The 22,445-nt window shown below is 58.2% G+C and carries 19 protein-coding genes and 1 pseudogene; 16 read left to right on the plus strand and 4 right to left on the minus strand.

Going from position 1 to position 22,445, the window contains the following annotated elements:
* The 11 genes and pseudogenes from U9R81_RS19750 to U9R81_RS19800 all read left to right on the plus strand — a co-directional run.
* Positions 1-419: pseudogene (locus U9R81_RS19750) on the plus strand (hypothetical protein); the annotation flags it as partial.
* An 873-nt stretch (positions 420-1,292) separates the two neighbouring features.
* Positions 1,293-4,154: a PAS domain S-box protein gene (locus U9R81_RS19755; protein WP_322497121.1), complete on the plus strand. Its 2,862-nt coding sequence runs from the start codon at positions 1,293-1,295 to the stop codon at positions 4,152-4,154.
* A 58-nt stretch (positions 4,155-4,212) separates the two neighbouring features.
* Complete coding sequence (locus U9R81_RS19760) at positions 4,213-5,151, plus strand: diguanylate cyclase (RefSeq protein ID WP_322497122.1); 939 nt, start codon at positions 4,213-4,215, stop codon at positions 5,149-5,151.
* A gap of 95 nt (positions 5,152-5,246) precedes the next feature.
* A complete protein-coding gene (locus tag U9R81_RS19765; protein WP_322497123.1) occupies positions 5,247-6,170 on the plus strand; it encodes an ATP-binding cassette domain-containing protein in 924 nt (307 codons plus the stop codon).
* Positions 6,148-6,978, plus strand: coding sequence for an ABC transporter permease (locus U9R81_RS19770; RefSeq protein WP_322497124.1), 831 nt, complete (start codon positions 6,148-6,150; stop codon positions 6,976-6,978). Before U9R81_RS19765 ends, U9R81_RS19770 begins: the two co-directional genes overlap by 23 nt.
* An 81-nt stretch (positions 6,979-7,059) precedes the next feature.
* Positions 7,060-8,883: a translation elongation factor 4 gene (gene lepA / locus U9R81_RS19775; RefSeq protein WP_066783267.1), complete on the plus strand. Its 1,824-nt coding sequence runs from the start codon at positions 7,060-7,062 to the stop codon at positions 8,881-8,883.
* Between the two features lie 111 nt (positions 8,884-8,994).
* Positions 8,995-9,903: a peptidylprolyl isomerase gene (locus U9R81_RS19780; RefSeq protein ID WP_322497125.1), complete on the plus strand. Its 909-nt coding sequence runs from the start codon at positions 8,995-8,997 to the stop codon at positions 9,901-9,903.
* Positions 9,900-11,096, plus strand: coding sequence for a nucleoside triphosphate pyrophosphohydrolase (mazG, locus tag U9R81_RS19785; RefSeq protein ID WP_322497126.1), 1,197 nt, complete (start codon positions 9,900-9,902; stop codon positions 11,094-11,096). Before U9R81_RS19780 ends, mazG begins: the two co-directional genes overlap by 4 nt.
* 1 nt (position 11,097) lies before the next feature.
* Positions 11,098-11,313, plus strand: a complete 216-nt coding sequence (locus U9R81_RS19790) for a DUF951 domain-containing protein (protein WP_322497127.1) — start codon at positions 11,098-11,100, stop codon at positions 11,311-11,313.
* A gap of 103 nt (positions 11,314-11,416) precedes the next feature.
* Complete coding sequence (locus U9R81_RS19795) at positions 11,417-12,811, plus strand: NfeD family protein (RefSeq protein ID WP_322497128.1); 1,395 nt, start codon at positions 11,417-11,419, stop codon at positions 12,809-12,811.
* Between the two features lie 53 nt (positions 12,812-12,864).
* Positions 12,865-13,665 carry a slipin family protein gene (locus U9R81_RS19800; protein WP_322497129.1) on the plus strand — a complete coding sequence of 267 codons (801 nt, stop codon included), beginning with the start codon at positions 12,865-12,867 and terminating at the stop codon, positions 13,663-13,665.
* Positions 13,666-13,688: 23 nt separating this feature from the next.
* Here U9R81_RS19800 and U9R81_RS19805 read toward each other — a convergent pair whose 3' ends face one another.
* From U9R81_RS19805 to U9R81_RS19820, 4 genes are all read right to left on the minus strand, one after another.
* The gene (locus U9R81_RS19805) at positions 13,689-14,591 is read right to left on the minus strand and encodes a DMT family transporter (protein WP_322497130.1); all 903 of its coding nucleotides are present in this window, start codon (positions 14,589-14,591) and stop codon (positions 13,689-13,691) included.
* An 81-nt stretch (positions 14,592-14,672) separates the two neighbouring features.
* Entirely contained in the window at positions 14,673-15,818 is a 1,146-nt protein-coding gene (rpoD, locus tag U9R81_RS19810) for an RNA polymerase sigma factor RpoD (RefSeq protein WP_322497131.1), read from the minus strand.
* A 334-nt stretch (positions 15,819-16,152) separates the two neighbouring features.
* Positions 16,153-17,007: an exonuclease domain-containing protein gene (locus U9R81_RS19815; protein WP_322497132.1), complete on the minus strand. Its 855-nt coding sequence runs from the start codon at positions 17,005-17,007 to the stop codon at positions 16,153-16,155.
* Positions 17,004-18,239: an SH3 domain-containing protein gene (locus tag U9R81_RS19820; RefSeq protein WP_322497133.1), complete on the minus strand. Its 1,236-nt coding sequence runs from the start codon at positions 18,237-18,239 to the stop codon at positions 17,004-17,006. Before U9R81_RS19820 ends, U9R81_RS19815 begins: the two co-directional genes overlap by 4 nt.
* A 329-nt stretch (positions 18,240-18,568) precedes the next feature.
* Here U9R81_RS19820 and metG point away from each other — a divergent pair, with 329 nt between their 5' ends.
* The 5 genes from metG to U9R81_RS19845 all read left to right on the plus strand — a co-directional run bounded on the left by metG (position 18,569) and on the right by U9R81_RS19845 (position 22,435).
* Complete coding sequence (gene metG / locus U9R81_RS19825; RefSeq protein WP_322497134.1) at positions 18,569-20,371, plus strand: methionine--tRNA ligase; 1,803 nt, start codon at positions 18,569-18,571, stop codon at positions 20,369-20,371.
* A 350-nt stretch (positions 20,372-20,721) separates the two neighbouring features.
* Entirely contained in the window at positions 20,722-20,877 is a 156-nt protein-coding gene (locus tag U9R81_RS19830; RefSeq protein WP_322497135.1) for a hypothetical protein, read from the plus strand.
* Between the two features lie 15 nt (positions 20,878-20,892).
* Positions 20,893-21,099, plus strand: a complete 207-nt coding sequence (locus U9R81_RS19835) for a hypothetical protein (protein WP_322497136.1) — start codon at positions 20,893-20,895, stop codon at positions 21,097-21,099.
* 36 nt (positions 21,100-21,135) lie between these two features.
* A complete protein-coding gene (locus U9R81_RS19840) occupies positions 21,136-21,483 on the plus strand; it encodes a hypothetical protein (protein WP_322497137.1) in 348 nt (115 codons plus the stop codon).
* Between the two features lie 607 nt (positions 21,484-22,090).
* A complete protein-coding gene (locus U9R81_RS19845) occupies positions 22,091-22,435 on the plus strand; it encodes a hypothetical protein (RefSeq protein ID WP_322497138.1) in 345 nt (114 codons plus the stop codon).
* Positions 22,436-22,445: the final 10 nt, after the last annotated feature.

Raw genomic sequence — 22,445 nt, forward strand, 5'->3', positions numbered from 1 at the left:
GTATCGTGCGTGTGCAGCTCTGGCAGGGAACACCGGCGCTGGATGCGGTGGGTGGCGTGGCGTTGACAGTCGAAAGCGCGTTTGCTGGATCGCGGTTGCGGATTGCTGCGCAGTATGGTGGGAATGCTCCACTGCTGCTGGAGATTCAAGGCGCAGAGGCGGGTACCGAGCGGCCAGTGATACTGGCGCGCGGGACGTTGCCGGTATCGGCGACAGGAGCGGTGGACGTGACGATTGACGCGCGCCAGCCGCAGGCAGTGTGGTTAAGCCAATCACGGGCCGCGGTGGATGGCCGGTACATCGCGTACGTGAAGCTTCATCCTGACACCGATGGCATTCCGATTGCTCAATTTCAAGTGCGCAACGGTGAGGTGGTGGCTGCGCAACCAGTGCCGCTGCCGTTGACGATCTTGCGGTAACACCACTCTCTTACGACCGGTGCGGTAATGGAGGGCACAACAATGTGGTAGCTGTTTGTGAGCGTTGCCGGTGGCGTATCGACCAATACCTGCGACGCACCGCTGCCCGTTTGATTGTCCGGCGTCGGTTGCGCTGTTGCAATCATTTTTGACATAATGTGGTTGTTCGTGATACGTTCTATGCGTAATTAGGTGGCGAAGAGCGAGTGGATGCACCGGGAGAACACTGGTGGATGGTGTGTTGGTGTCGCGGCTAGGTGCGTCACTGTACGTGACGATAATTGCCTCAAGCGGCTAGTTAGGTGCGTTCTCGTGAAGGAAGGGAATGATAGGCGGTGTCCATGAGCGTGTCAATAGTTGGTTCTATTTTGTCATCAGGAATTGATGAGGAGAGCGGGCGAGAGGATGCGGAGGCCACTGCCAAGCCGCTCAGCGAGCAAAGGCGCAGCGACGGTTAACGCACAGGCGCGAAGCACGCAGGGGGCGCAAAGAGGTGGAGGGGAAGAGGAACTCGCGCTTGTCATAGCGAGCCGAGCGGAGCGAGGTGAAGCTATCTCCCGCTGCCCTGTGTCATTGCGAGCCGCCAACGGCGGCGAAGCAATCCCCTACTGCAGCGAGAGGGAATATCTCCACACCATTGGTTTGCATCTCAGTTCTCCCGCCGTCAGGTGGGAGAAGGGCTGGGGGGTGAGGGTCTGAGGGTAGCACGGGAGAGAAAAGGCTTGCGCTGATCGAAGCGAGCAAGGCGAGTGGCATAGTTGGCCACTGACCAGTTTCTATGCTCCGGAGATCGTATTCCACGGTGCAGGCCAACTCGGTTCATTCACGCTACAATACAGTAATCAATCTAGACGGGCACTACTGGAGCATTGCATGACCATCGACCTCTTAACCTTATCCATTGCCCTCAGCCTTGCCAACGTCTTGCAATGCGCCGCCTTGATCGGCTTGGCGCTGGCCAATCGCGGGCGGGCCGGCTTGGTGTGGTGGGCAGCGGGCATGGGGGTGTTAGCGTTTGGCTTGCTCATCACCACCTTGCGCGATGTTGCCAAAGTGCCGCTCGTGCTGCATGCGGTGAGCAACGCGCTAGTTGGCGGCGGTATGCTCTTGCTCTTCCACGGTGTGGAGCGGTTTTTTGGCGATCGCGGCCATCTGCGCCGCTTGCTGCTGATTTGGCTGCTTCTTCTGATTGCCAACCTGTTGTTAGCGTCAACCGGCGATATGCCGCCGTTGCGTCGCATTCTTTTTTCAGTAGTGGTAGCAATCTGCTCGTTCCTGATCGGATTGCGCTTCCTGTGCGAATTACGTCCCGATACGCGCTCTATCATCTTATTCCTCGCCGGAGTCTTTATTGCCAATGGCATCTTTTTTGCCCTGCGCGGCATCGTCTTGGCTACCGAGGAAAATTGGCTGATCGTCTCGCCGCCATGGCAAACCGCTACCTATCTCATCTCAATAGCCACAACGACCCTCTGGACGTTTGGGATGATTTTGTTGGTCAACTGGGAGTTGTCGCTCGAGCAACGCGATGCGTTGCAGCAATTGGAACTGGTCTTTTTGGCCCAGCCGGATGCAGTGTTGCTTTCGCGCTTAACCGATGGCGTATTCGTGAAAGTGAATCGTGGTTTTACTGATCTGAGCGGCTATACCGCAGAAGAAGTCTTAGGCAAAGATGGTCTAACGCTCAAGATTTGGCGTTCGCCGGAAGATCGGCGGCATTGGGCAGCGTTGATGCAGCGTGATGGGTATTGCGTTGGGCTTGAAATGCAATTTCGCCGGCGTAGTGGCGAGTTGCACACATGCCTGCTTTCCTCTCAAACGGTCATGATTCGTGGCGTACCGCATGCAATTAGCATTATTCACGATATTACCGAACGCAAACGGATGGAAGAAGCCTTGCGGCGCAGCGATGCGCGCTATCGCCTGATTGCTGAAAACGCCACCGACGTGATCTGGCTGCTCGATACCCAAACAGCCCGGTTCACCTTCTTCAGCCCGTCGGTGAGCAAGCTGATCGGGTACTCGGCGACCGAGGCGTTAGCATTCTCATTTACCGATTTCTTGGCGCCTGTTTCGGCCCGGTATGTTCAAGCGGCGCTCAACTACATGTTGCACGAGTGGGAGGGTGAGGATCTCATTGCCGCGCCGCCGTGGAAGGCGGAAATCGATCTGGTGCATCGCAATGGACATATTGTGCATGCCGAGATTATCACCTCATTTGTGCGCGATGAAGAGGGCCGGTTGATGGTGCTCGGCGTGGCGCGTGATATTACTGGGCGCAAGCAAGCCGAAATCGAACTGCGTCTTGCCCGCCAGCAAGCTGAGGCGGCCAATCGGGCCAAGAGCGCGTTTTTGGCCAATGTCAGCCACGAGTTGCGCACCCCGTTGCATGCGGTCTTAGGCTTTACACTGTTGTTAGGCCGTGACAGTAATCTGACCGCTACCCAACGCGAATATCTCGACATTATCAATCGCAGCGGCGAACATCTGCTGAAATTGATCAATGATGTGCTTGATCTGACCAAGATCGAAGCTGGACGCTACACCTATACCGCAGCACCGCTCGATGTTCGCCAACTGATCGCCGATCTGCAAACCTTGTTTCGCTCGCGGGCCGAAGCGAAACAATTGCGTTTCATAGTAACATGCGTTCCTGAGGTTCCGACAGTGATTGTGAGCGATGAAGCGAAAGTGCGCCAGATCTTGATCAACTTGCTAGGGAATGCGATTAAGTTCACTCATCATGGCATGGTGCAGTTGCGCGTCGAGCTTGCCCAACCCTCACAGCTACTGTTTGTGGTCGAAGATACGGGTATTGGTATTCCGCCCTTTGAGCAAGCTAATCTGTTCCAGCCATTTTTTCAGGGTCAACAAGCAGCACCGGATGCCACTGGCGCAGGATTAGGCTTAAGTATCAGTTATGAGTTAGCTCGCTTGATGGGTGGTGATCTCACCGTCTACAGCGAGGGGGTTGGGCGCGGCGCTCGCTTCACCCTAGCGCTCCCGTTGCAGACGCCGATTGCTACGCTCACAGCATTGCCTGAAAAAACGCCAGCGTTGCGGGCGGTACGGCTCCGGGCCGGCCAGCCTATCTACCGAATGTTGGTGGCGGATGATCAGCCGGCTAGCGCCTTGCTGTTGATCACGCTGTTGCACCGGTTAGGTTTTGTCGTGCAATCGGTTGCCGATGGTCAGGAAGCATTAGATGTGTGGCGCATCTGGCAACCGCATATGATCTGGCTTGAGGTGCGTATGCCGCGCGTCGATGGTCTCGCCGTAGCGCGCCAGATTCGCGATACATGTGCCCATACGCCGGGGTTGCTCCGGCCGTTGATTGTGGCTATGTCCGCCCATGTGTTTGGCGATGCGCTATCCGATGTGTTGGAAGCCGGTTGCGATGATTTCATCGTCAAGCCATTTCGCGAGAGCGATGTGGTGCGTTTGATCGAGCAACACCTCCATGTGCAGTTTGAATACGCTGAGCCAGTGGATTTCACAATGCCAGTTGCAGCTATTGATGAACAGGGCTACCATGCCGAGTGGTGCCAAGCGTTGCTGCACGCGGCTCGTGAAGCAAACTTTCGTCGTTTGCAAGCCTTAGCTGCTCAGATCGAGTCTGATCGCCCGGATGATGCGCGCCAATTGCACCAGTGGATTGAGACGTTTGATTATCAGACAATTACGGTTTGGGCTGAAACATTGGCGGATGTGCAGATGCGAAGCCGTGTTGTATAGTAATGCCAGTATCTGCGCAACGCGATCGTCGAACGTTCAAGCATAGCAAATCACAACCATGTCTAATAATCGGTTGCCAACCATCCTGATCGTTGACGATGTACCGGCTAATTTATTGTTGCTGACCCAGTTGCTCGATGGCCAGTCGTACGATGTGCGTCCAGTCACCAAAGGAGCTATGGCGTTAGCCGCTGCTCGCGCCATCCGGCCCGATCTCATCCTGCTCGATATTCGGATGCCGGATATGGATGGGTATACCGTCTGCCGTGAGCTGAAGGCTGATCCGAAAACGAGCTCAATTCCAATCATTTTCGTTAGTGCGCTCGATGATATCGATGGCAAGGTGCGCGCGTTTGAATGCGGCGGGGTAGATTATGTGACCAAGCCATTCCAACCCGCCGAGGTATTAGCGCGGGTGCGCACGCATCTAGCACTAGCCCAAGCGCGCACGGCACTCGAAATGGCCAACCGCGAGTTGCAGCGGTCGTTGGCTCGTGAAGCGGAACTAGCCCGGATCGATTGGCTGACCGGCGTGTACAATCGTAGCCATTTCTACGAATTAGCTACCCACGAGTTTGCTATTGCTACTCGTTACGATCAGCCGCTGGCGATTTGTATGCTTGACGTTGATCATTTCAAGCAGATTAACGATCGGTATGGTCATCTGATTGGCGATCAGGTGTTGTGCACAGTGGCTCAAACTGCAGCGCGCCAGATTCGGGCGGCTGATTGCATTGGCCGGTTTGGCGGTGAAGAGTTTATCCTTCTCTTGCCCAATACCGATATTTCATCAGGACTCATGCTTGCCGAACGCTTGCGCGCCTCGATCGCTGCGCTGCGTATCCAAACCGAAAAGGGTGAGATTACGGTTACGATTAGCCTTGGCGTTGCCGGGCGCCAACCGGCTGATGCGGTGATCGAACGCTTGATCGATCGGGCCGATCAAGCACTCTACGCTGCCAAGCGGCAGGGGCGCAATTGCGTGGTGGGGGTGTGAAACACTCATTATCTCTGGGGGCTAGGGCATTTGTCGAACGATGATCGTGCGGCGCGCAAGGCGTTGGTTAGCGTGGGAGCGACAAGGAGCACGGTATGGCGATCCCGGTGATCGAATTGCGGAACCTGACCGTCTACTACGGCCAGCGGCGCGGGGTTGAGGATCTCAATCTGACCGTTGAACCTGGCGAGGTGTTCGGCTTTCTTGGCCCCAATGGCGCCGGCAAGACGACGACGCTGCGGGTGTTGCTAGATATTATCCGGCCTACCCGCGGGCAGGCGTTGATCTTTGGCCGGGATTGCCGGCGCGAGGGGCCGCAGATTCGCCAGCAGGTCGGGTATCTGCCCGGCGAGCTGAGTTTACCGGCCAGTCTGACCGCGCGCCAGTATCTCGCCATGCTCGATGCCGCCCGTGACCGCGTCGTCGAAGCCGCCTATCTTGCCCGGCTGTGTGACCAGCTTGATCTCGATCTCGACCGGCCAATGCGTACCTATTCGCGGGGCAACAAACAGAAAGTGGGCCTGATCGCCGCCTTCATGTTTCGTCCGCAATTGCTCATCCTCGATGAGCCGACCGGCGGCCTCGATCCGCTCATCCAGCAGACGGTGCTCGAATTGGTGCGCGCTGCCCGCGCCGAGGGGCGCACCGTCTTCTTTTCGTCGCACATCTTGCCTGAAGTGCAGGCAGTCTGTGACCGGGTCGGGATTATTCGCGCCGGCATGTTGGCGGCAGTTGAGCGGGTTGATGCCTTGTTACAGCGCCAGCAGGTGCATCGCTTGCGCTTGCGTTTTGCCCAGCCGATCCCGCCAGCAGCCTTTGCCCTCCCCGGTGTGACCGAGCTGGCTCATGGCGAGAGTGAGGTGACGCTGGAGGTGCGCGAGAACTTGGCCCACGTGTTGCGGATTGCCGGTGATTTGGGAGCGATCGAGCTCGAGACTATGCCGCTCACGCTCGAAGAGGTGTTTCTGGCCTACTATGGCGCCCAAGGGGGGAATCATGCTCAGCCTGTGTTGGCATGAATTGCGCGTCCGCCGCGGCCTCATCATTGGCTGGGGGGCGGGGTTAGTCATCTTTTTTAGCGTCTATCTCGCGTTTTACCCTGCGCTGCCGGCTGAAATGCGTAACCTCGATTTGCAGACGATTGAACTCTATCGCGCGTTCGGCAATCTAACGATGGCCACGTTTGAAGGCTATATCGGCTCGACGATCTTTTACTTCTTTAGCGTGTTGCTGGCGGTTTTGGCAATCGTAACTGGAACCGGGATGCTGGCCGGTGAGGAAGATGCCGGCACGCTTGAGTTGCAAATGGCGCTGCCGCTGGCGCGCTGGCAATTGGTGACGGCGAAGACGCTCGAATTGGCGGCGATCGGTTTCGTCGTATTGGTGGTCGCCGGGTTGGCCGCGGCGGGTATCTTTCTCGCCATTCGTGATCAGCTCACCACGTCGCTCGATGCCGGCGATCTCTTCCGGGCCACCATCGCGCACTGGCCGCTGGTGTGGCTGTTTCAAACCTTGAGCCTGTGGCTCGGCACGGTCACGCCGTCGCGCCGGATCGCACTGGCTATTGCCACCGTGCTCCTCATCGTGAGCTTTCTCGGCTACAATCTGGTTGGGATGTCACCCGATTTTGAATGGCTGCGCCCGCTCTCGCCGTTTCACTATCGCCCCGTTACGCCTGAGACACTCAATGATGGGCCGGTGGTGGGCGACCTCGCTATCTTAACGGTGGCGGCGTTAATCTTTTATGGTCTCGCGGTGATAAGCTTCGACCGGCGTGACGTGACGGTGGGGGCTTGGCCGTGGGTGCGATGGGCGAGTCGCTCATGACGCCGGCGTGACCGCGGCTATGGTATACTTCCTAGCAGACGTACTGGACTATATGCGGTTTCGCCGCCGGTTGAAGCATACATGTCAGATCAACTCCACATCCGTAACTTCAGCATTATTGCCCACGTCGATCATGGCAAGACGACGTTGAGCGACCGCCTGCTTGAGCTGACGCGCACGATTACCGAACGCGAGCAGCGCGAGCAGTTGCTCGACTCACTCGATCTTGAGCGCGAAAAGGGGATTACGATCAAGCTGAAGCCGGTGCGCATGGAATACCGTGCCGCCGATGGCCAGCTTTATCAACTGAACTTGATTGACACCCCCGGCCATGTCGATTTTAGCTATGAGGTCAACCGGTCGCTGGCCGCCTGCGAAGGTGCGCTACTGGTCGTTGACGCCTCGCAAGGCATCGAGGCCCAAACCCTCGCCAACACCTATCTGGCGCTGGAAAATGATTTGGTGATTATTCCAGTCGTCAACAAGATCGATCTGCCCGGCGCACACCCCGAAGAGGTCGCGCAAGAGATCGAGTCGGTGATCGGCATCCCTGCCGAAGAGGCCATCCTTGCCTCGGCCAAGGAGGGTATCGGCGTGCCGGAGATTCTTGAAGCGATTGTCAAGCGCATCCCGCCGCCGCGCGGCCAGCGCCAGCAACCGGCCCGCGCCTTGATCTTCGACTCGCACTACGATCCGTACAAAGGTGTGATCGCCTATGTGCGGGTGGTTGATGGCGTCTTTACCAGCCGTGACCGGGTGCGATTTATGGGGACCGGCGCCCAAGCCGAAACGCTTGAACTCGGTATCTTCCGCCCGGCGATGACCCCGCTGAACGAGCTGGTCGCCGGCGAGGTCGGCTATATCGCCACCGGCCTCAAAAGCGTAGCCGATTGTCAAGTTGGCGATACGATCACGCTGGCCGAGAATCCGGCTAGCGAACCGCTCCCCGGTTATCGTCCGGCCAAGCCGATGGTGTTTGCCGGTCTCTACCCGATCGACTCAAACGCCTACCCTGAGTTGCGCGAGGCGCTCGAACGGCTCAAACTCAACGATGCCGCCCTCTCGTTCCAACCCGAAAGCTCGGCGGCGCTCGGCTTTGGCTTTCGCTGCGGCTTCCTCGGCCTGCTCCACATGGAGATTGTCCGCGAGCGGCTCGAACGTGAGTATAAGCTCGATCTGCTGATTACCGCGCCCTCAGTGGAGTATCAGGTCTTGCTGTCCGACGGCGAGATTGTTACGGTCGCCAACCCCTCCGAGATGCCCGATCTGTCGCGGATCGAGGCGATCGAAGAGCCGGTGGTCGAGATTAGCGTGATCGCGCCGGTGCGCTACATCGGCACGATTATGGATCTGGTGACGACCCGCCGCGGCGTCTTTCTCAGTATGGATTATCTCGACCCGACGCGGGTGCTCTTGAAGTACCGTATGCCGTTGGCCGAGATTGTGATCGATTTCTACGATCAACTCAAGAGCCGCACGCAAGGCTACGCTTCGCTTGATTACCATCTGGCCGGCTACCAAGAGGCCGATCTGGTCAAGCTCGATATTTTGGTCAACGGCCAGCCGGTCGATGCGTTGTCGCTGATCGTGCATCGCGATTTTGCCTATCAACGCGGGCGCGATCTGGTGGAACGGCTGCGCCAATTGATCCCGCGCCAGATGTTTGAAGTGCCGATTCAGGCAGCAATCGGCTCGAAAATCATTGCCCGCGAGACCATCCGTGCTATGCGCAAAGATGTGTTGGCTAAGTGTTACGGCGGTGACGTGACCCGCAAGCGCAAGCTGCTCGAAAAGCAGAAAGAGGGCAAGAAGCGCATGAAGATGGTCGGCAGCGTTGAGATTCCGCAAGAGGCCTTTATGGCGATCTTGTCGCTGAATGAATCGGGGAACGAGCGGGAGCGATAGGGCGGAACGAAGGGTCACAGCGCCGCTGTGCCCGTACTGGATGGCTAAAATGAGCGCAATGGGCGCAGCAGCGCTGTGCTCGTACTGGCTTGATATGCGGAGAATACAATAATGCGTCGCCTGATATGGTTGTTTGCTCTGTTGCTGCTGGCGGGGTGCCAGAGCGTAGCGAATGGCCGCCAGTGGGAAGATGCCGGCTCGCCGGTCGCGTTTCGGTTAGGTTCGCAGGTTTATACTGTAGCCGATGTGAATACCGAAATCAAGCGGGCAATTGGCGATGGCGTCGCCAATGCGCTGGCTGCCGGCCAGACCCGCGAGCAGATTGAACAAATCGTGGTAGATAACGACTTACGCCGGCAGATTTTTGAACAGATGATCCAAAACGAGTTGCTGCTGACGTATGCCCGCCAGCATGGCATCGGTGTTGACCCGGCGGCGCTTGATGAGGCGGTGTTTAGCCGGTTGCCGGCTGATGCCGATCCGGTTGAGGCGAATGAACTACGCAGTACACTGGTGCGCGAGCAGATCGTGTTTGAAGTGATTGCGCGCAATACCCGCGCCGATATGGCCCGCGCCCGCCATATTTTAGTGAGTGATGAAGCGACGGCGCAGGCGATTTTGGCCGAGCTGCAGGCCGGCGCCGATTTTGCCACGCTGGCGGCGACCCGCTCGCGCGATAACGGTTCGGCGGCCAACGGCGGCGATTTGGGGTGGGCGACCCGCGGCGATTTTGTGCCGCAGTTTGAAGAAGCTATTTTTACGATACCGCTGAATACCCCCCAGATTGTGCAAACCGACTTCGGTTTTCATGTCGTCGAGGTGCTCGAACGCGAATTGCAACGCCCGTTCGACTCGTTTGAACAACTGCGCACGCGCCAGAATGCCGGCCAGTTCTACCAAGAGACCTTTGTGCCGTGGTACGAAGCGTTGCGCCGGCAGGCCGAGCAGAGCGGTGAGTTGCAGATTGCCGCCGGTTTCGACCCCAACGCGCTGCCGATCCCGTTCCCTGAAACGCCATGAGCGCCGCGTTGACCGCCTTGCTGAACGCGGCGCTGGCGCGGGGTTTGATCGCCCCGGCGGCAATGCAGGTGTGGGCCGTCGAGCGGCTGCTGCAGCCGCCAGTGGCGCCGGTAGCGACCAAGGTAGCGCCATGGGTTGAACAGCAGGGCGTGGGTTCGTATCACCCGCCGCGGGTACCCTACCCGCTCGCTCCGCATGCGCTGGCCTTGCTGTGGGGTGAGGCTGCCGCGTTTGATCTGCCGGCGCTGGCGTCACTATTGCTGGAACGCTATCCGCCGCACCATCCGCTGACACTGGTGCTGGAGCCAGATGAGCGCGTCGTGCCGTTGGTATTGGCAGAGTTGGCGACAACGGTCTTGCCGCCGGCGTCGGCACTGGCCCTGATCGTGCCGGCGCTGGCGATCGAGGATGACCGGCGCGGCCTTGATCGCCTACGCTGGGTGATCACACGCTTGCTTGGCCCCGACGGTTGCCCGTGGGATGTGCGCCAAACCCATCAGACCTTGCGCAACGCCTTGCTCGAAGAGGTTTACGAGGCGCTAGAGGCGCTCGATGCCGGCGATATGGCGTTGCTACGCGAAGAGTTAGGCGATGTCTTGTTGCAAGTCGCCGTGCATAGCGAGATGGCGCGCCAAGCCGGTCACTTTTCGCTCGAAGACGTGGTACAGCACATTGCCGATAAGCTCGTCTTCCGCCACCCCCACGTGTTTGGCACAACCGATGTCGCTGATGCCGGGCAGGTGTTGCGGAACTGGGATTCGCTCAAGGCCCAAGAGCTGGCGGCCAAGGGCAAGACGCGGGCGAGCGCGCTCGATGGCGTGCCGGCAGCTTTGCCGGCCTTGGCCGCTGCCCAAGCATTGGCGCGGAAAGCGATCCGGGCCGGGTTTACGTGGGAAACGATCGATCAAGTGTGGGCGAAAGTCGCCGAAGAGCTAGCTGAACTGCGGGAGGCCAGCGAACCAGCCGCACAGATGGCCGAAACCGGCGATCTGTTGTTTGCTATCGCCACGCTGGCCCATTGGTTGCATATTGACGCCGAAACTGCCTTGCGGGAAGCCAATGCGCGCTACAAGCGACGCTTCCAAGTGGTCGAGCAAATGGCTGCCGAAAGCGGACGAGAGTTGCGTAATTGCACGCTCGCCGAAATGATGGCATGGTGGGCGGCAGCTAAAGCGCGCAGTGATGGACAGTAGCATGTCGCCGCCGATTCCGCTCTATCTGAACGATGTGGTGCAGTTACGCAAGCCGCATGCCTGTGGCGGCGATACGTGGCAGATTGTGCGGCTTGGCGCTGATATTGGCTTGCACTGCGAAACGTGTGGCCGGCGGGTGATGTTGCCGCGGGCCGAGCTCGAACGCCGGATCAAACGATTTATTGTGCGAGGTGACAACGAATGGGGGAACGAATAAACGAATGATTGGTTGGTTCGTTCCGCGATGGGTTTGTTCGTTGACAACCTTGCTAAACGCGGTATGATGGCAGTGTCGCCATTATATTGCGTCCATACACACTATGCGAATCTTCGATCTGCTCTTCCAAGTGGGTTATCGCAAGCCACCGTTTCTTGTCCACATCACAACGCTGGTAAGCCGGGCGTTGCTGTTTGGCATGCTGTGGCTGTGGCTAGTTTCCGGGGTTACGGCCCAGTCAGTGCGGCCAGTCTATATGGTTGAGTACGATGGCGTGTTGAGCAGTTATGCCGCCGGCTATATTCGCCGCGCTTTGCGTGAGGCGGAAGCGGCGCAGGCACAAGCGTTGATCATTCAGTTGACTTCGCGCGGCGCGGTGTTGCAAGAGGCGCGCGCGTTGGCGAACGATATTGCTGCGGCGCGGGTGCCGGTGGTCGTCTATATCAGTCCTGCTGGACATGACGCTGGCGCGGCTGGCTCGTGGTTGTTGCCAGCGGCGCATGTGGCGGCGATGGCGCCGGATAGCCGGTTTGGGATTGCTGCGCCGTTATTTGTGCCAACGATGGGTGTTGGTGAGGCGACGCAGGATTTGCTGCTGGGTGAACAATTGCAACAATTTGAAGCGTGGGGTGCGGCCCGCAACCGGAATGTCGATTGGGCTGAAACGGCGCTACGTAGCGGTTTTATCGCAACTGCCGCGCAGGCGATTGAGGCGAATCCGCCGTTCATTGATTTCGTGGCCCGTGATCGCACCGAATTGTTGCAACGACTGGAAGGTCGCGCAGTGATGCTGGCCGATGGATCGCAAGTCGTCCTCGCAACCCTTGGCAGCCGCCCTTTGGTGGTTGAGGTGAATCTGCTTGAAGCGGCGTTGTTAGTCTTGGCCAACCCAACCATCGTCTTTATCCTGCTGATTATGGCCGGTCTGGCCTTCTACGCCGAGTTTCTCAGCCCCACGGTCGGCATTCTGGCCGGCTTGGGCGTATTGCTGCTGGTGGGCGCCATTATTGGGATGATCGCGCTGCCGGTACAATGGCTGAGCGTAATTGGAATCCTGATCGCCTTTGGGTTAGTCGCAGCCGATCTCTTCGTTCCGTCGCATGGAACCCTGACCGTGATTGGGGTGGGAGTCATGATCGCCAGCGCATTAACGCTGTTCGATGCAACACAGGCGCCCGGAGTTGCGGTGGCGTTGTGGGTGATCATTGTGGTGGCAGTGCTGATCGCGATCTTCGCAATAACTGGGGTGTGGCTGGCGTTACGCTCGCGTAGCCGGCCAGTGACCACCGGCCAAGAAGGGTTGATTGGGCGGCTGGCCGAGGTGCGTAAGCGCCTCGATCCAGAAGGAATGGTATTTGTAGAGGGCGCGCTCTGGCGGGCAGTGTGCGAAAACGGCACTGCTGAAGAGGGCGAGTTTGTGCGGGTGACCGGGATTTACGCGCTGCGGCTGACCGTCCGGCGGCTGGAGCCGTCTGAATTATCGTTGCCATCGTCGTAGCGGCGCGCAACCGTTCGCCGCTCAGAAATATTGTTACGGAAAGGGGTTATGGCATGAGTGGTGTCACATTTTTCCTCTTGGCCTGTCTGGCGGTGTTGGCCTTTATCGCGTTGATGATCTTGCTCTCGGCGATCAAGATTGTGCCGGAATATGAGCGCGGTGTGATCTTCCGGTTAGGCCGGTTGATGGGGCCGCGCGGGCCGGGAATCTTCTTCGTGATCCCGATCTTCGAGCGCATGGTGCGGGTCGATATGCGTGTCATCACGATGGACGTGCCAGTGCAAGAGGTGATCACGCTCGATAACGTGACGATCAAGGTCAACGCGGTGCTCTACTTCCAAGTGATCAATCCCAACTGGGCCGTGACCAAGGTCATGGACTACATCCGGGCCACGATGCAGATCGCGCAGACGACGCTGCGGAGCGTGGTTGGCCAAGTCGAACTCGATGAGCTGTTAGCGCAGCGCGAGAAGATTAATCAGAAGCTGCAACAGATTATCGATGAGCAGACCGAGCCGTGGGGGATCAAGGTGACGATCGTGGAAGTGAAAGATGTCGAGCTGCCGCAGAACATGCAGCGGGCGATGGCCCGCCAAGCTGAAGCCGAGCGCGAAAAGCGGGCCAAGCTCATCCACGCCGATGGTGAGTTGCAAGCGTCGCGCACGCTGGCCGAAGCCGCAAAGGTGCTGGCCAGCGAGCCGGTGACGTTGCAATTACGCTATCTGCAAACCTTGACCGAAATCGCTACCGAGAAGAACAGCACGATTATCTTCCCCTTGCCGATTGATACGCTCAAGGCGTTTGTGACGCCTAGCAATCCGGTCAATAATGACGCGCGCCATTCGGCGGATTAAGCGGGACGATACGGGCATCGTCCCTACCGCCGGGCAATGACCACGATGCTGGCAATCAGCAAGGCAGCACCCACCATACCGGTGGCGGTGAATCGTTCGCCGAGCAGGAGAATAGCCAAGAGCGCCGAACCGAGCGGTTCGAGCAGCGTGATCGTGGCTGCGGTCGTAGCGCGCACGCTGCGCATCCCGCGCACATAGAGCGCGTAGGCCAAGGCCGTCGGCACAATGCTGAGATAGATCAACACCAACCAGCCCAACGGCGGATAATCGATTGCCAAGCCGGTGGTGAGGGCGGCGGGCAAGAGCAAGAGCGCGCCAAGCGCAAACGATAAGGCCACCGGCACCACCGGATGGTAATTGGCAGTGATCAGGCGGGCGCCGAGCACGACCAGACTGTACGAGAAGCCGGCAGTGAGGGCCAGCGCCGCGCCGATCAACAAATCAGCGGTTGAATGCACCTGTGGCGCGCCGCCGACCAGCAACCCTGCGCCGATCACAGCGCCGCCAACCGCTAGCCACGTGCTCGGTCGCAGCCGCTCGCCGAGAAAGGCGCGCGCTAACAAGGCGGTAAAGATCGGCGCGCTACAGATGTTGATCAAGACCGCCGCCGCTACACCGAGATAGGGAATGGCGGCGAAGTAGGCGACCTGATACCCGGCAAACGCGCCCCCGATCAGGGCCAGCGTCCAGCGATGGCGCGGTTGGATGCGAAACGCTTGCGGGCCGGCGAGCAGACGGGCAGTGATGAGCAACACCGGCGCCGAGAGCAGCAGCCGCAAGAAGCCAATTGAGAGCGAGTTGGTTTCAGCAACGCGGTAGAGCCAGCCTACGGCCACCCCGATCGTTCCCCACGTCAGCGCAGCGATAACGACCAGCGCCACATCAAAGGGTCGTTGCGATTCATCAAGGCGATGCATAGCAGTCATGTTCTTTCATCAGCACAGCGAAACACAAACCAACCGCCCCCGTGAGCTTCACGGGGGCGGCTATACCGGATAAAGACCTGCTTAATCGAGATAGCCGCGCAACTTTTTGCCGAGATGCGGGTGGCGGAGCTTGCGCAACGCAACTGCTTCGATTTGGCGGATGCGCTCGCGGGTGATGCCAAACTCGATCCCAACCTCTTCGAGGGTGCGGTAGCGGCCATCCTTGAGACCGTAGCGCAACTGGATAATCTTGCGCTCGCGCTCAGGCAGCTTCATCAGCACCTCTTCAAGCTGTTCGCGCAGCAATGAGGCTGCCGCCGCTTCAGCCGGAGTCAAGATGCGATCGTCTTCGATAAAATCACCCATGCGGCCTTCGCCCTCTTGGCCGACCGGCATTTCTAGTGACAGCGGGTGCATGCTGGCTTCGAGCGTGCGGCGCACCTTGCCTGCCGAAATGCCCATCGCATCGGCAATCTCTTCCGGGGTCGGCTCGCGTTGCATCGTCTGCTGGAGGCGATGCGAGGTGCGCTTAACTTGGCTAATCGCTTCACCCATGTGAACCGGCAAGCGAATGGTGCGGCTCTGATCGGCGATAGCGCGGGTAATCGCCTGCCGGATCCACCACGTCGCGTAGGTGCTGAACTTGTGGCCCTTCTTGTAGTCAAACTTTTCAACTGCCCGCATCAGGCCAATATTGCCCTCTTGCACCAGATCCATCATCGTCAGGCCATACGAGGTGTATTTCTTGGCAATGCTCACAACGAGCCGCAAATTGGCTTGGATCAAGTGATGGCGCGCATCTTGCCCTTGCTGGACGGCGCGTTCCAATTCAAAACGTTCGCGGGCAGAAGCATACTCTTCGCGATCGAGCCGTTGGCGAGCTGCAGCGCCGGCCTCCATCGCTTTGGCTAATTCAACCTCTTGCTCGGCGGTCAGGAGCGGTACTTGCCCAATCTCTTGTAAATACATCCGCACTGGGTCATCAAAGGCAATATCACCGAGATCGGGCAATTCGGCAATTAATTCATGCTCTACATCTGGTTCAAAATCAGTCGGCCCTTCCAGCTCATCAGTTGACTCGATGACTTTGATCCCCTCGGCTTGCAGCATTGCATAAAGCTGATCAATCTCGGCAATGTCGTGCTCAGGGTGAGGAAAGGTGGCAAGAATGTCGGCGTGGGTAATATACCCGCGCACCCGTGCTGCGGCGAGCAGTTGCTCGATCATCGCCTCTGACTCCGGTGTAGCTTTGCTCAACATCGTTCAACCAGTGCTCGGTTGATGGCGTCAGACCGGTGGTGACGACCATCACTAGGCCGTCGTGGCGACGGCGGGCTGCTGCAACTGTCTGGCTCGACGAGCCATAGGAAAACTGAAAGGCCTCAGCGACCTGTCTGAAACGCCGGGCCTTACACGTCGCGCTCTCCGTTATGCTTTGGCAAAGAGATGGGGTTGAGAGAATGCCCTCAAACCCCAAGCTGTCATTGCGATGGAGGGACGCAGACGTGGCACCCCAATTAGACGTAACTGAAGGTACTATAGCACTTTTTGCGCGCCAGAGTCAACCCCTTCTTTGGTCTGATTCGGCAGGAGAATCGGGCAAATAGGCGCTAATTTTGGCAAGCAAAAAATTGCGAATATCGTGGCGCAGGTAGCAGAAGGCGCGGATGCTGAGGCCACTGGGCTCAACCACCAATTCTAGCGGTCGAATGCGCCGTTCGGTTGGTTGGGGACTGCTGTTTGAGGTGTAGATGATACGCAAGGTGCTGCCGCTCGCCAGCGCTTCGGCCAATGGCAGTGGCGCTTCCGGTTCGGGCTGGCCGGGGAGGAGGCCGCGGGCAAAGCGGAGCGCGTCGCCAAGGGTGGTGACGCCATAAGCGGCCATCTTGGCGACGAGCTGATCGAAGAGGGCGTTCAGCGTCAACACATCGTCCATTGACCGGTGGGTTGGCGTTGGCAAGCCAAAGGCATTGGCCAGCGCGCCAAGGCTGAGCGAACCGCGCCGAATACCGAGCCGGCGCGCCAGCTCAAGCGTATCAAGCGCCGGGCCAGTCAGTGGCGGATACCCGGCCCGCGCCAGTTCCATATTGAGAAAGGTCTCGTCGAACGGCAGGTTATGCGCCACCCGCACCGCGTCTTGGCTAAGCTGCACCACGTGGCCGGCAATATCGGCAAATCGCGGCGCAATGAGCAAATCCTCGGCACGCAGACCATTGATTTGCGCCGCTTGCGGATCGAGATCGCGCTCTGGGTTGAGCAAGGTTTCGATCCGGTCAGTTTCGGCGCCACTCTCGCGGCGCAGCATTGCTAATTCGCAGACCCGATGGCCATCACGGATGTCGAGACCAGTTGTTTCGACATCGAAAAAGAGCAGCGGCAGCTCAGCCAGCGGTTGTTGGAGATCAAACCTGCTCATTGCGCGACCGGCACTTGCTTGGCGACATCATCAGGAATACCGAGCAGATTTGCTGGTACCCAACCTTCTTTGTCGCGAACGTTCAGCACCCGGTACCACGAGCCGTCGGCGGTGCGCGCGAGCAGCTCAACGACTTCGTTCCGTTCGACCCGATCGATTTGGGCGCTCGCGGGATCGGCGGCTAAATAGACTGGGCCGCTGACAAAGGCCGTCACCACATTTGCCACTGGCGTTTCGGCGGCGATCAGATCGGTGACTGCGATTAGGGTACGGCTGACCCAGCCAATTTCATCGCGGACGGTGCGGACGTAGTACCACTCTGCGTTGGGGGTGCGGGCAAGGATCTGCACTTGTTCGCCAGCATTGATCCCGCCGATGACGTTATTGATGCCGGGGAAGGGTAGTTTGCGCACATTGCCGCCGTTTGTGACCGCCACTGGCTGGCCGGTGGGCAACGCCGGCGTTGGGGTGGCCGTGGGCGTTGGCGGCGGGGTTGGGGTGATTTGACCAACCGGGGCTGGCGTTGCCGTTGGAGTCACTGTTGGCGCTGCGGCGACTTCACCGTAAAATGCTGCTGCAAACCGTTCCGGAATCGCCAACTCGGCCTCGGCGCTGACGCTGCCGTCAGCGGCGCTGACCACCACCGTGTAGCGGGGGCCGGCTGGCGTGGCGTCGCCATCGGCCAGCTTCGCTGCCCGCAGATCGCCGCGATCACGCCGGATGCGGATCGTCTGGGCCGGATCGAACCAGCGCAACGATTGGCCATCGGCGCGCAATTCCACTTGCAACTCGGTCTCATCGGCAAGGCCGGTGCTGCGCACTCGGACATTGATCGTCGGTGGCTCGGCCCGCACGACAGTGGCATCTTCAATCGTGAGCGTGATTGGCACTGGTGAAGGGGTGGGGGTCGGCGGCGGCTCGGCAACGTTGTCATTGTTGAGGCTCAATACGAGCACGCCCATTCCCAAACAAAGCAAGATGGGAATGAGCACGAAGAGAATCTTTGCCGCCAACGAAAGATTGCGCAGCCGATCTTGCCAACTCTGCGGCTCTGCGAGCGGCACAGCGGTATAGTCAATGGTGGTTGCCGGCGGAATCTCAGGAGTCGGTGGCGTCTGATTGGCAGCGCGCCGCCGGCGAATGAGCACCACTACCAGCAGAATGATGATGAGACCGAGAACGATGAGACCAATCGCTAAGGGTGGCGATATCTGATTGAATGTTGTTTGCATGAGCAACCTCAGTCACAACGGCTTCAGATGCTTATAATATGCGAATCTGGCGCTATCTGCAACTATCGGCTGTGTTATACTACATCTTGCTACGCTTGACGCGCGCGGAGTTCGCATGAATCGCAGTTTGGCAAACAATTCGGTTCGCTGCGCTTTTCGACCGATCCACTGGCCCGGTCTACGCCTCACTGCCCGTGGCTTTATGGCGGGCTAACCGCCATTTCTCCTCTTCGAATCTCAGTTGTGTTCCTTGTGGGTGGTTGGTTCTGCTCGATTGCAGGTTGTTGCGCCAGATAACTGTTCAGTTTGAGGCTTATTGAGGTGCGATTATGCCTGAGCATATTTTAGTTGCGGTAGCGTGGCCGTATGCCAATGGGCCGCGCCATATCGGCCACGTGGCCGGGTTTGGCGTGCCAGCCGATATTTTTGCCCGGTATCACCGGTTGCGGGGCAATCACGTCCTGATGATTTCGGGCACCGATGAGCATGGGACGCCGATCACGCTGGTGGCCGATAAAGAGGGGACAACGCCGCAAGCGATCGCTGATCGCTACAACAAGATTATCGGCGATGACCTGTACCATCTGGGGCTAAGCTACGATACCTTTACCCGCACCACCACGGCCAACCATTATGCGGTGACGCAAGATATCTTCCGCACCCTGTACGAACGCGGCTACATCATTCGCCAAGAGACGTTAGGCGCATTCTCGGCGACGACCGGGCGCACGTTGCCCGACCGCTACATTGAGGGGACGTGCCCGCTCTGCGGGTACGATGAAGCGCGCGGCGATCAGTGCGATAACTGCGGCAGCCAGCTCGATCCGACCGACTTGATCAACCCGCGCTCGAAGGTTGATAGCCAGCCGCCGGTGTTCAAGCCGACCGAGCACTTCTTTCTCGACCTGCCGGCCTTTGCCGAGCAGTTGCGCACGTGGATCGACCAGCAAAGCCACTGGCGGCCCAACGTGCGCAACTTCTCGCTCAACTTCCTCAAAGACCTCAAGCCGCGCGCGATTACCCGTGATCTTGAGTGGGGCGTGCCAATCCCGCTGCCCGAATACGCCAACCGTGACGACAAAAAGATTTACGTCTGGTTCGATGCCGTAATCGGCTATCTCTCGGCCAGCATCGAGTGGGCGATCAACCGCGGCGAGCCGGATGCGTGGCGGGAATGGTGGCAAAACCCTGATTCACGACACTTCTACTTCATGGGCAAAGACAACATCGTCTTTCACACCGTGATCTGGCCGGCGATGCTGCTCGGCTATGGCGCGGGCGGCCAGTTCGGCGTCAATCCGGGTGGAAAATACGATGGCATCCCGCTGCAACTGCCCTACAACGTCGTGTCGAGCGAATTTTTGACCATGGAGGGTAAGAAGTTTTCGAGTTCGCGCGGGATTGTGATCTACGTCAACGATTTTCTCAGCCGCTATGACGCCGATGCGCTGCGCTACTTCCTGACCATCGCCGGGCCGGAAAATCAAGACACCGATTTCACGTGGGCTGAGTTTGTGCGGCGCAACAACGACGAATTGGTGGCGACGTGGGGCAATCTGGTCAACCGCACGCTTAGCAACGTCTACAAGAACTTTGGCAGCGTACCGCAACCCGGCCCGCTGACTGTGGCTGATGAGCAGGTGTTGGCTGAAGTGACCGGCGGGATCGAGACGGTGGGCGAATTGCTGGCAGCGGCGCGGTTCAAAGCTGCGTTGAGCGAAGCGATGCGATTGGCGGCCCAAGTCAATATCTACCTGAGCGAGCAAGAGCCGTGGAAGGTGATCAAGAGCGATCGCGAGCGCGCGGCGACGATCTGGTACGTCGCGTTGCGTTGCGTTGATACGCTCAAGATCATCTTTACCCCCTTCTTGCCCTTCTCAAGCCAGCGCCTGCACGAGTATTTGGGCTATGACGGCAACATCGCTGGGCCGCTCCGCTTCCAAGACGTGACCGAAGCCGATGGCCGCACCCACCGTGTGCTCACCGGCGACTACGACCAGTGGGTTGGGCGGTGGGAACCGTCGGCCTTGCCGGTGGGGCAGGCCTTGCGCCAGCCCCAGCCGCTCTTCAAGAAGCTTGATGAATCGGTGGTTGAAGAGGAATTGGCGCGCATGCAAAGCCGGGCGAAGTGATGATTTGTAGGAAGGAGCAGCGCATTTGCGCTACCCCTGTTCACGTTAGCTAGCGATGTTTCAGTGCATAAGGCGGGATGGATACTTGCCATCAAGGTAGCGTCCATCCCGCTTCGCATTTGAATATGCCTAAGGTAAGCAGATTACGCTAAAGAGTGCGTGATGTGGGAGCGACTGTGCGGCGATGGTAAACTAATGATATCAACTATAAAAAGTCCAAATTTTAAAACTTGATTCGCAATGTGTATAAATATATATTTGGGCTGCATTGTATTTTATCAAAGATAGTGTATTGTAAAGCCTGCCGGTCACTGGTTTCGCTTGAGTTGCAACCCTACTGGAGGCTAGGCATGAGGTCGCGTTGGGGACGCCTGTTCGCGATGGCGATGATGGCAACGTTGCTGGCGGCGCTGATGCCGGCAGCACCCGCGCAGGCGCAGGATCGAATCTGTTTCAATGAAGTGCCGGATTGCATTGAAGGCCGGTTTGCCGAATTTTGGCAGTAGAACGGCGGCTTGCCGGTGTTTGGCTTTCCGATTACTCCCGCCTTCGAGCAGGAGGTGGAAGGCAAAGTGCGGCTAGTGCAAATCTTTGAGCGCAACTGCTTCGAGCTGCACCCAGAGAATGCGCGTCCCTATGATGTGTTGTTGGGCCGGCTGAGTGATGAGCTGTTGCAATGGCGCGGCACGCCGTGGCAGGAGGAGCCGAAAGCGTCTACGACGCAGTAGGCCGGTTGCCGCTATTTTGCCCAGACCGAACATCTGGTGTGCGATGCCTTCTTGCGCTATTGGCAGTCGCACGGCTTGGAGTTTGATGGCAAGCGCGGCTTTAGCGAGGCCGAGAGCTTGGCCCTATTCGGCTTGCCGTTGACCGAAGCGCGGATCGAAACCAACTCGTCGGGCGATACGGTGCTGACGCAGTGGTTTGAGCGGGCGCGCTTCGAGTTGCATACCAATCTTGGGCCGGATGTGGTGCTGTTGGGGTTGCTAGGGCGGGAGGCATTCGAGCCGCAGATCGAACCGCAGATAGACCCGCGCTGCGCTGATATGCCGGAGCCGGTTAATGGCTACGTCAGTCCAAACTGCATCACAGTGGCAGAGCTGAGTGGGTGATATATCTTGCTCATGGCGTCTGGTTTTCGTTACGGCGAACCGGTTGCTATCACTCTGACATTGACTGATACTGGTGCGAACATCGGTTTAGAGTTCTCCGGCGGGGAGCTACGGGCCAACAACGAAGACGAGGGATTTCCGGGTTTTGTCGTTATGAACTACTATCCAGAAGGTTTGGCGCCGGGTCTCTACGCTTTCACGATCGAAGGCTTGCAGTCCGGCCATAAAGCCGTCTTGTTCTTCAAAGTTATTGAAGACGGTCGCTGATTAGGTTCACGATCCGTCCTCGCTAACCCCCGCGTAGTGTGACCGGCGCGCGGGGGTTTTGGTGTCAAAGTTAGTGTTCGTTTGGGCTGGGACGGTGCTGGCGGCTGAATGCTTCACGAGCGCCAATGGGCGTATAGGAGTGTAGTGAAAAGAGTTTTGAGAAGCGGTTATTAATAATTAGTTTAAAAGTAAAATCACAAATTTTGTTTGGTAAAAACAAATAAAATTTGTTAACTTGAAATTATTAAATTTCATATTGTCTATTAATATTGAAATTTATATAATTTTGTTACCGATCCTCTCTTAATCGTTGGCTAGAACAGTATCAGGGAGGTTTCTTATGAAGTCATGCTGGCAGCACTTGTTCGTGATGGTCGTTGTGGCAATGCTGCTGGCAGCGCTGATGCCGGCAGCACCCGCGCAGGCGCAGAACCGGATCTGTTTCAATGAAGTGCCGGATTGCATTGAGGGACGGTTTGCCGAATACTGGCAAAAGAACGGCGGTTTGCCGGTGTTTGGCTTCCCGATTACGCCTGCTTTCCAGCAAGATGTAGAAGGTAAGGCGCGGCTGGTGCAAATCTTCGAGCGCAACCGCTTCGAGCTGCACCCAGAGAATGCGCGTCCTTATGACGTGCTGTTGGGCCGGTTGGGCGATGAGCTGCTGCAGCGGCGCGGCACGCCATGACAGAACGAAC

This window comes from Chloroflexus sp., from assembly GCF_034435895.1.
Taxonomy (GTDB): domain Bacteria; phylum Chloroflexota; class Chloroflexia; order Chloroflexales; family Chloroflexaceae; genus Chloroflexus.

What these genes read in the sequence shown, in the direction of transcription:
- U9R81_RS19755 (WP_322497121.1), top strand. Translation starts at nt 1,293, where the DNA reads ATGACCATCGACCTCTTAACCTTATCCATTGCCCTCAGCCTTGCCAAC.
- U9R81_RS19760 (WP_322497122.1), top strand. Translation starts at nt 4,213, where the DNA reads ATGTCTAATAATCGGTTGCCAACCATCCTGATCGTTGACGATGTACCG.
- U9R81_RS19765 (WP_322497123.1), top strand. Translation starts at nt 5,247, where the DNA reads ATGGCGATCCCGGTGATCGAATTGCGGAACCTGACCGTCTACTACGGC.
- U9R81_RS19770 (WP_322497124.1), top strand. Translation starts at nt 6,148, where the DNA reads ATGCTCAGCCTGTGTTGGCATGAATTGCGCGTCCGCCGCGGCCTCATC.
- lepA (WP_066783267.1), top strand. Translation starts at nt 7,060, where the DNA reads ATGTCAGATCAACTCCACATCCGTAACTTCAGCATTATTGCCCACGTC.
- U9R81_RS19780 (WP_322497125.1), top strand. Translation starts at nt 8,995, where the DNA reads ATGCGTCGCCTGATATGGTTGTTTGCTCTGTTGCTGCTGGCGGGGTGC.
- mazG (WP_322497126.1), top strand. Translation starts at nt 9,900, where the DNA reads ATGAGCGCCGCGTTGACCGCCTTGCTGAACGCGGCGCTGGCGCGGGGT.
- U9R81_RS19790 (WP_322497127.1), top strand. Translation starts at nt 11,098, where the DNA reads ATGTCGCCGCCGATTCCGCTCTATCTGAACGATGTGGTGCAGTTACGC.
- U9R81_RS19795 (WP_322497128.1), top strand. Translation starts at nt 11,417, where the DNA reads ATGCGAATCTTCGATCTGCTCTTCCAAGTGGGTTATCGCAAGCCACCG.
- U9R81_RS19800 (WP_322497129.1), top strand. Translation starts at nt 12,865, where the DNA reads ATGAGTGGTGTCACATTTTTCCTCTTGGCCTGTCTGGCGGTGTTGGCC.
- U9R81_RS19805 (WP_322497130.1), bottom strand. Translation starts at nt 14,591, where the DNA reads ATGACTGCTATGCATCGCCTTGATGAATCGCAACGACCCTTTGATGTG.
- rpoD (WP_322497131.1), bottom strand. Translation starts at nt 15,818, where the DNA reads ATGATCGAGCAACTGCTCGCCGCAGCACGGGTGCGCGGGTATATTACC.
- U9R81_RS19815 (WP_322497132.1), bottom strand. Translation starts at nt 17,007, where the DNA reads ATGAGCAGGTTTGATCTCCAACAACCGCTGGCTGAGCTGCCGCTGCTC.
- U9R81_RS19820 (WP_322497133.1), bottom strand. Translation starts at nt 18,239, where the DNA reads ATGCAAACAACATTCAATCAGATATCGCCACCCTTAGCGATTGGTCTC.
- metG (WP_322497134.1), top strand. Translation starts at nt 18,569, where the DNA reads ATGCCTGAGCATATTTTAGTTGCGGTAGCGTGGCCGTATGCCAATGGG.
- U9R81_RS19830 (WP_322497135.1), top strand. Translation starts at nt 20,722, where the DNA reads ATGAGGTCGCGTTGGGGACGCCTGTTCGCGATGGCGATGATGGCAACG.
- U9R81_RS19845 (WP_322497138.1), top strand. Translation starts at nt 22,091, where the DNA reads ATGAAGTCATGCTGGCAGCACTTGTTCGTGATGGTCGTTGTGGCAATG.